The sequence below is a fragment of the Vreelandella olivaria genome (assembly GCF_023507745.1).
Lineage (GTDB): Bacteria > Pseudomonadota > Gammaproteobacteria > Pseudomonadales > Halomonadaceae > Vreelandella > Vreelandella olivaria_A.
This window is the reverse complement of sequence record NZ_JALPZO010000108.1, coordinates 52344-64144: the sequence shown is the minus strand read 5'-3', so window position 1 is coordinate 64144 and position 11801 is coordinate 52344. Positions and strand designations below refer to the sequence as shown.

Annotated in this window: 15 protein-coding genes; 9 read left to right on the top strand and 6 right to left on the bottom strand. The window is 56.0% G+C overall.

The genetic code is table 11. The annotated features are described in order from the left end of the window. The coding region (locus tag HP566_RS08755) for a hypothetical protein (protein ID WP_249976876.1) at nt 1–224 on the top strand (224 nt) is incomplete at its 5' end. 284 nt (nt 225–508) lie between these two features. Here the strand turns inward: HP566_RS08755 and slmA are convergent. The 5 genes from slmA to coaBC form a co-directional block, all read right to left on the bottom strand. Further along, entirely contained in the window at nt 509–1117 is a 609-nt protein-coding gene (gene slmA / locus HP566_RS08750) for a nucleoid occlusion factor SlmA (RefSeq protein ID WP_249976875.1), read from the bottom strand. A 20-nt stretch (nt 1118–1137) separates the two neighbouring features. Next, nucleotides 1138–2037 (bottom strand): acetylglutamate kinase, encoded by a 900-nt coding sequence (gene argB, locus HP566_RS08745; RefSeq protein ID WP_249976874.1) that lies wholly within the window; start codon nt 2035–2037, stop codon nt 1138–1140. A gap of 115 nt (nt 2038–2152) precedes the next feature. Beyond that, a complete protein-coding gene (locus HP566_RS08740; RefSeq protein ID WP_249976873.1) occupies nt 2153–3541 on the bottom strand; it encodes a phosphomannomutase/phosphoglucomutase in 1389 nt (462 codons plus the stop codon). A 38-nt stretch (nt 3542–3579) separates the two neighbouring features. After that, the gene (gene dut / locus HP566_RS08735; RefSeq protein ID WP_249976872.1) at nt 3580–4041 is read right to left on the bottom strand and encodes a dUTP diphosphatase; all 462 of its coding nucleotides are present in this window, start codon (nt 4039–4041) and stop codon (nt 3580–3582) included. 1 nt (nt 4042) lies between these two features. Further along, complete coding sequence (coaBC, locus tag HP566_RS08730; RefSeq protein ID WP_249976871.1) at nt 4043–5311, bottom strand: bifunctional phosphopantothenoylcysteine decarboxylase/phosphopantothenate--cysteine ligase CoaBC; 1269 nt, start codon at nt 5309–5311, stop codon at nt 4043–4045. A gap of 153 nt (nt 5312–5464) precedes the next feature. Between coaBC and radC the strand changes: the two genes are divergently transcribed. The 7 genes from radC (at nt 5465) to ald (ending at nt 10831) form a co-directional block, all read left to right on the top strand. After that, complete coding sequence (gene radC / locus HP566_RS08725; protein ID WP_249976870.1) at nt 5465–6139, top strand: RadC family protein; 675 nt, start codon at nt 5465–5467, stop codon at nt 6137–6139. A 262-nt stretch (nt 6140–6401) separates the two neighbouring features. Beyond that, nucleotides 6402–6638 carry a 50S ribosomal protein L28 gene (gene rpmB / locus HP566_RS08720; protein ID WP_038481085.1) on the top strand — a complete coding sequence of 79 codons (237 nt, stop codon included), beginning with the start codon at nt 6402–6404 and terminating at the stop codon, nt 6636–6638. A 24-nt stretch (nt 6639–6662) separates the two neighbouring features. Further along, nucleotides 6663–6818 carry a 50S ribosomal protein L33 gene (gene rpmG / locus HP566_RS08715; RefSeq protein WP_009098622.1) on the top strand — a complete coding sequence of 52 codons (156 nt, stop codon included), beginning with the start codon at nt 6663–6665 and terminating at the stop codon, nt 6816–6818. Nucleotides 6819–6977: 159 nt separating this feature from the next. Continuing rightward, the gene (mutM, locus tag HP566_RS08710; protein WP_249976869.1) at nt 6978–7805 is read left to right on the top strand and encodes a bifunctional DNA-formamidopyrimidine glycosylase/DNA-(apurinic or apyrimidinic site) lyase; all 828 of its coding nucleotides are present in this window, start codon (nt 6978–6980) and stop codon (nt 7803–7805) included. A gap of 80 nt (nt 7806–7885) precedes the next feature. Beyond that, entirely contained in the window at nt 7886–9076 is a 1191-nt protein-coding gene (locus HP566_RS08705; RefSeq protein ID WP_249976868.1) for a class I SAM-dependent rRNA methyltransferase, read from the top strand. A 39-nt stretch (nt 9077–9115) separates the two neighbouring features. Next, nucleotides 9116–9550 carry an acyl-CoA thioesterase gene (locus HP566_RS08700; protein ID WP_249976867.1) on the top strand — a complete coding sequence of 145 codons (435 nt, stop codon included), beginning with the start codon at nt 9116–9118 and terminating at the stop codon, nt 9548–9550. Between the two features lie 165 nt (nt 9551–9715). Next, nucleotides 9716–10831 carry an alanine dehydrogenase gene (ald, locus tag HP566_RS08695; protein WP_249976866.1) on the top strand — a complete coding sequence of 372 codons (1116 nt, stop codon included), beginning with the start codon at nt 9716–9718 and terminating at the stop codon, nt 10829–10831. Nucleotides 10832–10840: 9 nt separating this feature from the next. On the opposite strand, the gene HP566_RS08690 is transcribed toward ald, so the two are convergent. Further along, nucleotides 10841–11089: a SlyX family protein gene (locus HP566_RS08690; protein WP_249976865.1), complete on the bottom strand. Its 249-nt coding sequence runs from the start codon at nt 11087–11089 to the stop codon at nt 10841–10843. A gap of 110 nt (nt 11090–11199) precedes the next feature. Between HP566_RS08690 and HP566_RS21600 the strand changes: the two genes are divergently transcribed. Next, nucleotides 11200–11739, top strand: coding sequence for a cold-shock protein (locus HP566_RS21600; protein ID WP_284041386.1), 540 nt, complete (start codon nt 11200–11202; stop codon nt 11737–11739). Nucleotides 11740–11801: the final 62 nt, after the last annotated feature.

The following is an 11801-nucleotide window of genomic DNA, read 5'->3' as shown; positions in this document are numbered from 1 at the left end:
CACGTCCAGACGGTGGGGTATTGCAGCCGCTGTTCTGGGGCGACGATCCTCAGGATGATCAGGTGGAGTTTCTTGATGAGGGGCGGCTGGTGCGTATTCAACCCACTCCGATTCTCTGGGAGCACCCACCGAGCGGCAGCGAAGACTATACCTCTTTTCCGGTGGTGTTCTATAAATCTCGCGATGGTCAGTGGCGGGTGGCGCGCGTGTTGACCGGCGTATGAACCAAAACGCACACCAAGGTGACCTGAACTGCTGCCCCATTCTTGGCCACGGCACCACCGAAATCATCTCCGGTTCGCCTTCTCAGGTAGGGGGCAGCTTATCGCCGTATAGGTGGTCGTTTGGATATCCGTTTGCAGGGCCAGGTGATACGGTATTTTTTGATTTTTAAGTAATGCTTATATATCACTGTAAAAAAGCGTTGTGGCTCTGAACTGCGCCCCGAAGGTGGGATACCCAATCCAACCTTCGGGGCGTTTTTTCAATGGGCGTTACTCCTCAGCTTTCAGGCAGACTGAACCGCCTCGCGCAGTAGCTGGCTGGAGAGTAGAGCCCACTGGTCATCCCAGTATTCGGTAGGTAAGCGCTTAAAGTCGCTGCGTACGTACTGGGAGATACGTCCTTCGGCTTGCGCGATCAGCAAATTAGCCGCGGCAGAGGCCGGGATGCTGGTGCGGCGGCCTTCCCTCAGTTCAGCTTCTCTGAGTACTTGTTTGAGCTGCATTTCCAGGCGTTCAAACAGTTGGTGAACGCGCTGTCGCAGCCGTGCCGTTTCTCCGGTCAGTACATCTCCACCCAGTACACGAGCAAGCCCCGGATTTTTTTCTGCAAAGCCGAGTAGCAGTGCCAGAATGGTGCCGCAGCGGCTTTGTGCATCGGGAATGTCTTCGAGAATGCGGGTAATCCGCGCAAAAACACTCTCTTCGATAAAATCGATGAGTCCCTCGAACATACGTGCTTTGCTTGGAAAGTGACGATATAGCGCCGCTTCTGAAACGCCCACCTGACGGGCAAGCGCAGCAGTGGTAATGCGTTTGCCGCTATCCTCTTCCAGCATAATGGCCAGGGCCTGCAGGATCTGTTCGCGGCGGCGCGGTTTGCGTGTATCGCTCATAACTTAGCCCTCCGTCGCGGTTAGCCTGCGTTTGTGATCAGGGTGCCAACCCCAGCATTAGTAAAGATTTCCAGGAGTACTGCGTGGGGCACGCGACCGTCGATAATATGGGCGCTGTTAACGCCGCCTTTCACGGCATCCAGGGCGCAACGTATTTTGGGCAGCATGCCACCATAAATCGTCCCATCAGCGATCAGGCTATCCACCTGGGCCGTAGACAGCCCTGTCATCACCTGGCCTTCGCTGTTCATCAGGCCCGCTACGTTGGTCAGCAGCATCAATTTTTCAGCACTCAGGGCTTCGGCAAGTTTGCCTGCTACCAGGTCGGCATTGATATTGTAGCTGTGGCCTTCGTCGTCGACACCGATAGGGGCAATCACAGGAATAAAATCGCGGGCAGCGAGCATTTCAATCAGGTCGGTCGAGATCGCTTCCACTTCGCCCACATGGCCAATGTCGATGATTTCCGGCGCGGTCATTTCTGGGCTTTGGTGCTCGACCTTGAGCTGTCGGGCACGAATCTGTGCGCCATCTTTACCGGTTAGGCCAATTGCTTTGCCACCGCTCTGATTGATCAGGTTCACAATGCTTTTGTTGACCAGACCGCCCAGCACCATCTCTACAACATCCATGGTTTGGGAGTCAGTGACCCGCATGCCGTTAACAAAGCGCGACTCGATATTGAGTTTTGCCAGCAGGCTGCCAATCTGAGGGCCGCCGCCATGCACCACCACCGGGTTAATCCCTACCTCTTTCATCAACACAATGTTGCGGGCGAAGGAATCCATCAGCTTATCTTCGGTCATGGCGTTGCCACCATATTTGACGACCACGGTTTTGCCAGAAAACTGCTGGATATAGGGGAGAGCTTCTGACAGCACCTCCACAACGACCTGGGGGTCGCGACTAGCTGAACTCATGACGTTGTCCCTTTACTCTTTATCGTCGCTACTGTTTTTCGTCGCTAACATGGGTGTTCCCAGGCAGCGTGCTTTTCATAGCTGTTTTATCATGTCGCGCGTTCTGTCGGCGCGATCACCCTGCTGTGGTTTCAGGGATGGAGAGCGTTGGTGCCACCTTTGCCAGGGCGCAGGCAAAACGCTCTTTTATGCGGTTTAGCGCGGCGCTGTCCTTGCCTTCAAAGCGCAACACTAACGCAGGAGTGGTATTAGAGGCCCGACACAGCCCCCAGCCATCGTTATAGTCGACCCGGATGCCGTCTAGCGTTGTCTTGATACCTTCGCCGAAGTCGCCCTCTCTGGCAAGCGTCTCGACAAGGGCAAATTTTTCTTCATCTGAAACGCTAACGTTAATTTCCGGCGTACTGACATCCTGTGGGAACTGCTCAAACAGTTCATCCGCACTGCCTGGGTAGCGTGCCAGAATTTCCAGCAGGCGAGCGGCGGCGTATAGGCCGTCATCAAATCCGTACCAACGCTCGCTGAAAAAAATATGCCCACTCATCTCGCCGCCTAGCTGAGCACCTGTTTCCTGCATGCGTGCCTTAATCAGCGAATGGCCGGTGCGCCACATTTCCGGCTCACCGCCGGCAGTGCGGATCACTTTCGTCAGGTTGCCAGTACACTTGATGTCGAAGACCACTTTCGCACCTGGCTGACGTGACAGCATGTCAGTGGCAAATACCATTAGCAGGTGGTCTGGATAAATAATTCGGCCACGGGGGGTAACCACGCCCAGCCGGTCGCCATCGCCGTCAAAAGCCAGGCCGATATCTGCGCCGCTTTGTACCACGTGGTGAATTAAATCCTGGAGGTTTTCCGGCTTGCCGGGGTCAGGGTGGTGATTGGGGAAGTGGCCGTCGATGTCATCAAACAGCGGTATTGTTGTGACCCCCAGGCGCTCTATGAGCTGTGGGCCGAGTTCGCCAGCAACGCCGTTACCACAGTCCACAACGGCATGCAGTGGCCGCTCAATGTGGGTGTCGCTGACAATACGGTCAAGGTAAGTGGCGCGAACGTCCTGTTGGCTGACGCTTCCTTCGCCATGGGTAAAGTCACCCGCCTGGATGCGTTCATAGAGGGCGGTAATCGCGCTATCGGAAAGCGTTTCCCCCGCGATAACAATTTTGAATCCATTGTACTCTGGCGGGTTATGGCTGCCCGTTAGCATTACGCCTGAACAGCTCTCAGCAAGCGTATGTGTGGCGAAGTAGAGTGCCGGGGTGGGTACCATGCCGATGTCAATAACGTTGCGTCCTGCGGCTGTCAGGCCGCAAATCAGCGCGGTCTGAAGCCGTTGGCCGGAGAGTCGCCCATCCCGTGCAACAATGACGGTTTGCTCCCCGCGTGCGGCGGCTTCTGAGCCAACGGCACGGCCAATTAACTCGGTGGTGGCTTCACTGAGCGTGTCATCCACGATGCCACGAATGTCATACGCGCGAAAAATAGAAGCAGGTACATCCATCAGCAATCCTTGAAAGAGACGGGAAAACGGCGAATCGCTTATTGGCGGCCTGTGCTACCAAAGCCCCCGCTGCCGCGTGTGGAGTCTTCAAAGGCATCCACAATCGCAAGCTCCGCCTGCACGACAGGCACCACCACATACTGCGCCAGGCGCTCGAAGGGCGACAATGTAAAACTACGTTGACCACGGTTCCATACCGAGATCATGAGTTCTCCCTGGTAGTCGGAGTCAATCAGCCCGACCAGATTGCCCAGTACAATGCCGTGCTTATGACCAAGGCCAGAGCGCGGCAGAATCATGCCAGCAAGGCCAGGGTCTTCAATATAGACGGCAAGGCCGGTGCGGACGAGTTGGCACTCTCCCGGTGCAAGCGATAACGGCTCATCCAGTAGTGCCCGTAAATCCATGCCCGCAGAGCCTGCCGTTGCGTAGGAGGGAAGGTAGTCGTGCAAGCGTTCATCCAATACCTTGCACTGCAGGCGGGGGCGGGTTCTGCTCATGTTAAAGCTCCAGAAGAGGGGTGGATAGTAGTGAAAGTGCCTGATGAATGATAAGAGTGGCCAATTGATTTTTCGTCTGATGCGGGGCTGCCAGTTGCTCAGTACCTGAAGGCGCCCGCCAAAGCAGCAGAGCGGCGTTGTCATCACTGCCAAATCCCTGGCCCTGCTGGGAAACATCATTGGCAACAATCATATCCAGCCCCTTGCGGGTCAGTTTATCTTCCGCATAGTGGGCCAGATCCTGGGTTTCGGCGGCAAAGCCCACCACAAAGGGGCGTGTGCTGGCGGGCAGGGCCGCCACATCGGCGATAATGTCGGGATTTTTGACCAGCGTCAGCGTGAGTGTATTGCTGTCATCGGTTTTTTTAATCTTATGCTCGGCGGCGCTGGCGGCGCGGTAGTCGGCCACTGCTGCGCAGCCGATAAACATGGCGGCCTGCGGCGCTAAGCGTAGTGCCTCCTGGTGCATCTGTGCGGCGGTTTCCACGTCAATGCGCTCAACACCCTGAGGGGTGGGCAGGTTGACCGGGCCGCTGATCAGCGTTACCCGTGCGCCCTGGGCGGTGGCCTGGGCGGCCAGGGCATAACCCATTTTTCCCGAACTATGATTCGACAGGTAGCGAACGGGGTCAAGCGCTTCACGGGTCGGGCCTGCGGTAATCACAATATGCGGTGCTGATGGTTGGGCTAACGTGGTTGGCTTGAAATGGTGTGCCACGGCATTCACGACCGCCTCTGGCTCGCTCATCCGCCCTGGGCCCACGTCGCCACAGGCCTGGTCGCCAGCAGCGGGGCCAATCAGCTGCCATCCATCTGCGGCAAGCTGGGCAACGTTGCGCTGAGTGGCCGGGTGGCGCCACATGGCCTGATTCATGGCAGGGGCCATGAGTTTCGGTGCGTCAGACGCCAGGCATAAGGTGGTCAGCAGATCGTCGGCCATGCCATGTACCAGCCGTGCCATCAGGTCTGCTGTGGCAGGGGCAATCAGTATCGCATCCGCCCAGCGGGCAAGCTCGATATGCCCCATGCCGGCTTCGGCTTCGGGGTCTAATAGAGAGGTGCGGACAGGCTCACCGGAAAGCGCTTGCAGCGTTAATGGCGTGATAAACGCCTGAGCACCCTCGGTCATCACCACACGAACCTCGCAGCCCGCCTGCTTGAGCAGTCGTACGATCAGCGCGCTTTTATACGCCGCAATGCCAGCGCTTATGCCCAACAGCAGGCGCTTGCCAGCAAGTGATGACAAAGGGGACAACGGAAGTGAAGCCATGGCGGGCAGTCCAGTGTGACGTACATGAAGAGGCTTACCATACCATTTGACTGATGACTTTGGCATGTTCAGTAGAAGGGTGGAAAAGCGAGGTATAGTGAGGCGATAATGCGATAAAGTATTCTTCAGGCTATAGCGAGCAGGGAGCGGCGGATGGGGATCAACCACTGGCCAGAGGGTGAACGGCCAAGAGAAAAGCTGTTAGCCATGGGCGCCCAGGCGCTATCTGATGCAGAGCTGTTGGCAATTTTTCTACGGGTGGGGGTGCAGGGCCGTTCAGCGGTGGATTTAGCGCGGGATCTGCTGGCCAGTTTTGGTGGTTTGAGGCCGCTGTTGGAGGCGGACCAGACCCGGTTTTGTGCTGCCCGTGGGTTGGGCAGCGCCAAGTTCGCCCAGTTACAGGCGACCCTGGAGCTTTCCCGGCGTCATCTGGCGAGCCAACTGGACAAGGGCAATGCGCTTACCTCTCCTGCACTGGTTCGCCATTATCTGAGTTCCCAGCTACGCCACTTGGGCCATGAAGAGTTTGCGGTGCTTTTTTTGGATACCCAGCACCGAATCATTCGCTATGAATCCCTGTTTCGCGGTACTCTGGACAGCGCATCCGTTTATCCCCGCGAAGTTGCCAAGCGTGCCTTGGAGTTACACGCTGGTGCTGTCATCCTGGCACACAACCACCCTTCGGGTGTGGCTGAGCCAAGCGATGCTGATCGACGTATCACCGAACGCCTAAAAGATGCTCTCGCACTTTTCGATGTGCGGGTGCTTGATCATTTCGTGGTGGGGGACGGTGATGTGGTTTCCTTTGCCGAGCGCGGCTGGCTATAACAGTTGAAGACAAAAGAGTAACTGCTGAGGTTACTGCTACATGTCTAAGTAAAATGACCAATAAAGGTCTTTTTTGGCCTTTTTTGGCCTTTTTGGGCGGTTTTGCTTGCTGGAGGCCAGGTGCTCTGGTATAAAGTGCCACCTTTGAACTTGGGTTGAATAACGGATTTGGGTACAGCTAGGCGGTTAACTGCGTCGACTCCCTCCCTGCTCCGGTTTGCCCGACAGTTTTGAACAACTCGCCAAGCGGTTGGAGGCTCTCATGTCCAAAGTATGTCAGGTTACCGGCAAGCGTCCGGTAACTGGTAATAACGTTTCACACTCCCAGCGTAAGACACGTCGCCGTTTCTTGCCGAACCTGCACACCCATCGTTTTTGGGTTGAATCCGAAAACCGCTTCGTCAAGCTGCGCGTCTCCTCTAAAGGAATGCGCATCATCGACAAGAAAGGTATCGAAACGGTTCTGGCTGACATCCGTAAGCGCGGCGACGCCATCTAAGCAAGCATTTTGGGAGAGTAAACCATGCGCGATAAGATCAAGCTGGTGTCTAGTGCCGGTACAGGCCACTTCTACACCACTGATAAGAATAAGCGGAACACGCCGGATAAGTTCGAATTCAAGAAATACGACCCGGTGGTCCGTAAGCACGTTATCTACAAGGAAGCCAAAATCAAGTAATCACGATTACGATGATTGGCTTTCACCGCAGGCGAGTGCCTGTTGAAAAACCCGGCCCCAAGCCGGGTTTTTGCATGCTTGATGGTTAATGTCCCTATGCGCCAGCACCGCATAGGCGATAAGGCCGTTGTCACCGTGCTGTCATCATAGGCTTTCATCATGCCCGAATTGCCTGAAGTTGAAACGACGCGACGTGGCATTGCCCCCTATTTGGAGGGGCAGGAAATCACTGAAGTCCTGGTGCGTCAGCCGCGCCTGCGCGTACCGGTACCCGATGATCTGGTCGAACGGCTGGTGGGTGCGCGGGTGGGAACGCTAACGCGGCGAGCCAAGTACCTGCAGATTCCGCTGACAACACTGGAAGGCGATGCCACGTTACTGTGGCACCTGGGAATGTCGGGTAGTCTGCGTATTGCCAGGGTGGGTGACCTGCCGAAAAAACACGATCATGTGGATGTTGTCACCGCCAGTGGCCATGTGCTGCGTTACCATGATCCACGGCGGTTTGGTTTTGTCGACTGGCAGCAGGGGGATGGCAGCCTGGATAAGCGCTTGAAGCATCTTGGCCCGGAGCCGCTGGATGCGGCGTTTAATGGGCAATGGCTATATGCGCTGTCGCGCAATAAACGGGTCGCGGTGAAGCCCTTCATAATGGATAACCAGGTGGTGGTCGGCGCAGGCAATATCTACGCTGCCGAAGCGCTGTTTATGGCGGGTATTGACCCTCGTCGCGCGGCAGGGCGTATTTCCCTGGGCCGTTATCAGCAACTGGCTGCTGCGGTTAAAGAAGTACTGGCGGCAGCGATTACTCAGGGTGGCACTACCCTGCGTGATTTTGTGAGTGGCCAGGGAGAGCCCGGCTACTTTGCCCAGCAACTCAATGTGTATGGGCGCCACGGGCTGCCCTGCCTGCGCTGTGGCACTGAGCTGCGTAGAATTACGCTTGGTCAGCGCGCCAGCGTGTTTTGCCCAGGGTGCCAGCGCTAGCAGCCACCTGTGATGTTAACTGTTTCGACTATGCTTACAGGGCCTATGGGGCTTGTGAGGTAGCTCTTTTGGAGATTGTTGTGACCCAACGCCTGCGCCTGAATAAAAACGCCGATCGCCGCCTGAAAGCCGGCCATCTGTGGATCTACTCCAACGAAGTGGATATCAAAGAAACGCCGCTAAAAAACTTTGCGGCGGGCGAGCCTGCATTGGTCGAAGCGTCTAACGGTAAGACCCTTGGGGTCGCCTATGTAAACCCTCACTCACTCATTTGTGGGCGGGTTATGTCTCGCGACCCGGAAATGCGCCTTGACCGCTCGCTGTTTGTACACCGCTTTAATCAGGCGCTGGCACTGCGTCAGCGTTTGTTTGATAAGCCGTTTTACCGCTTGATCCACGGCGAAGGTGATTTGCTGCCTGGGTTGGTGATTGACCGGTTTGGTGATGTGGTGGTGGTGCAGCTCAATACCGCAGGCATGCAGGCGCTGGCGGAAGATATCGTTGATGCCCTGGAAAAGGTCATTAAACCCAATGCAATTGTGTTCCGCAACGATACAGGCGGGCGCCGTCAGGAAGGCCTGGAAGCTCACGTTGAAGTGGTAAAAGGTGCCTTGCCTGATGAAGTGTTGCTGGAGGAGAACGGCGTCAGCTTTGCGGTACCAGTACTTGATGGTCAGAAAACCGGCTGGTTCTTTGACCACCGGGTTAATCGCGCCTGGTTGAACAGCCAGGTGGCCGGTAAGCGGGTTCTGGATGTATTCAGCTATGTCGGTGGCTGGGGGGTGCAGGCGGCGGCCAGTGGGGCAACCGAGGTGTTGTGCATTGATGCCTCAGGCCCGGCCCTGGAGCAGGTGGCCCGCAATGCTGAGCTAAACGGCGTTCAAGAGCAGGTGGCAGTGGGTGAAGGCGATGCCTTCGAAGCGTTGGCAGCGTTAAAAGCTGACGGCGAACAGTTCGATGTGGTTGTTCTGGACCCGCCCGCGTTTATCAAAAAGCGTAAGGATATCCCCAATGGTGAGCGTGCCTATGCCCGCCTAAACCGTGAGGCAATGCGTCTGCTGGGCCGCGATGGGCTGCTGCTGTCGGCATCCTGCTCCATGCATCTGGCACCTGAGCGACTGGTTGATGTGGTACGTGGGGCAGTGCGCCACCAGGACCGCCACGGTCAGGTGATTTTTCAGGGGCACCAGGGGCCTGATCATCCGGTGCACCCGGCGATCCCGGAAACCTCGTATCTTAAGGCGCTGGGTGTTCGGGTGTTTCGCGATTAACCACGCGCGGGCGTGATGAATGTCATAGGGAGTAGCGATATGGAATGGGTACTGCCGAATCCCTTTGTGATCGATATTCATGTGACGGAAGAGGCTATTGATGCCTATCGCCATGTGAATAATAGCGAGTACTTGCGTTGGGTGGAGCAGGTCAGTTGGGCCCATTCCAAGGCATTGGGGCTATCCATTGAGCGTTACCGTGAGCTTGATCGTGCCATGGTGGTGCATCGCCACGAACTGGACTATTTGGCGCCAGCATATGCGGATGACATATTGCAGCTGGCCACCTGGATCGTTGGGTGTGATGGTCGCTTTAGCCTAACCCGGCGGTTTCAGCTTAAGCGTCTGAGCGATGGTAGATTGCTGCTGAATGCCCTTACCCGGTTTGCCTGTATCGCGTTGTCGAGCGGTCGTCCCAAACGCCTGCCGGAAGAGTATCAGCGTATCTACGGGAACGCTGTCGCTGCAGAATAACGATGATTTTTTCGCCTAAAGCCCTTAATCGCTAGATTTTTCTCCTTAAAAACGCCTTAACCGGCGTTTTTTTTGTTTTTATTCCCTGGGGTGATGGTTGGCGTCAGCTGTGCTGTAATTAATCTAACAGTGCCTATCTAATGCCTGCAACAGGAGAGTTCATCAATGAAAGTCGCCGTTCCAAAAGAGATTAAAAACCATGAGTACCGGGTTGCGCTCACCCCGACCGGAGCGCGGGAGCTGGTGAGCCGAGGCCACACGGTATCTGTGCAGGCCGATGCTGGCGAAGGGGCCGGGTACAGTAACCGTGATTATGAGGCCGCCGGTGCCCGGATTGAGTCAGATGTTGAACTGCTGTGGCAAAACGCCGAACTGGTGTTAAAAGTAAAGGAGCCACAGCCGGCAGAGGTCGCACGGTTGACGCCTCGTCACACACTGTTTACCTACCTGCACCTGGCCGCTGAGGAACAACTAACCCGTGGGTTAATGACCAGTGGGGCAACCTGTATTGCCTATGAAACCATTACCGATGGGCAAGGGGGGCTCCCGTTGCTGGCGCCGATGAGTACGGTGGCAGGGCGCATGGCGGTGCAGGCGGGGGCGCATAGCCTGGAGAAGGCCCAGGGTGGTTCGGGAGTGCTGTTACCGGGGGTGCCGGGGGTGGCGCCGGGCAAAGTAACCGTGATTGGTGGTGGTGTAGTGGGTGAGAATGCAGCCCGTATGGCGCTGGGGTTGGGGGCGGAAGTGACGATTGTGGATAAATCCATTGCCCGCCTGGAAGTGCTGGATGACCGCTATCAGGGGCGCATCAAAACCGTTTACTCCACGGCGGATGCACTGGAACATGCTGCTAAAGAGTCGGATATGATCGTCGGTGCCGTACTTATTCCGGGTGCCGCTGCCCCCAAGCTGATTACCCGTGCCATGCTGGCGGATATGAAGCCCGGCAGTGTATTGGTGGATGTGGCCATTGATCAGGGTGGCTGTTTTGAAACCAGTAAGCCCACTACCCACGCAGAACCGACGTATATTGTCGATGGTATTGTGCACTACTGTGTAGCCAACATGCCCGGTGCAGTGGCACGCACATCCACCCAGGGGCTGACCAACGCCACGCTACCGTTTGTACTGGCCCTGGCCGATAAAGGCTGGCAGCAGGCATTACGGGATGACCCACATTTCCTGCCAGGGCTGAATGTATACGATGGTCAGGTCACCTACCCCGCGGTAGCGGAAGCGTTTGGGTTGGAAAGTATTAACCCTGGGAAGGTAGTTGCATAAGCAGGCTTGTTAATAATGGGGCGGTATGTCGTCTTCGGGACGGCTGGCGCCCTGGGAATCACCTGCCTGGAGCGCCTGATGCTGTTCACGCAGCCTTTCGCGCATCAGCGCGCTAAGCTGCTCCAGTTTCTCCAAACGGCGCTCCTGCTGGGCGACCGCCTGGTCGAGCGTATCCAGCCAATGTTCCTGATAAGCTAACCGACTCTCCAAAGATTCAAGAAGTTGAGTCAGCTCAGCAGGCGATAAATCGTTTGTCATGATAACATCGTTACCTTGTGTAGTATGCTCGGTACTGTTAGGAATGGGCCTGATAGGCCGAGTATTGTCCTTCGTCTGTTACCCATACAACAAGAGAGCTTTTATCATCTATGAACCCAAAAGTTGTTTTTCGCTGTTTCTTTATCAGTGTATTACTTGCCGCCCCCACGCCGCTTCTTCTGGCAGGGATTGTTCATTTAACAAATGCGCCGCTTGCTGAGCAGTGGTTAGCTGAGCTTGCCATCAACGGCGGCGGCGGTGTGTATATTGCCGTCGCTCTGGGATGTTTTATTATGTTGTGTATTGGCACGCTGGCCGCTGCTGCCCTGGCTCCGCCTCTGGTAGTGAAAGCCGACGTTACGCGTGTTAAACCGGCACCTCGTCAGCCTAAAGCAGCGCCAGCGGTGGAAGATGAGGAGGAGGATATCATCGACCCCAACGATGGCCGCGAAGAGGGTGAGGTGAAGTGGTTTAACACCAATAAAGGTTATGGCTTTATTACCCGGGATAATGGCGAAGATGTATTTGTGCACTTTCGCGCGATCCGTGGCCGTGGGCCGCGCATGCTGGCCGAAGGCCAGATTGTTCGTTACCACGTGATTAAAAATGATCGTGGCCTGCAGGCCGATGATGTGAGCATTATTGAGTAACCGGCTTATATCAGAAGGCTGAAAACACAAGACCCCGCCAAGGCGGGGTCTTGTGCATTTGG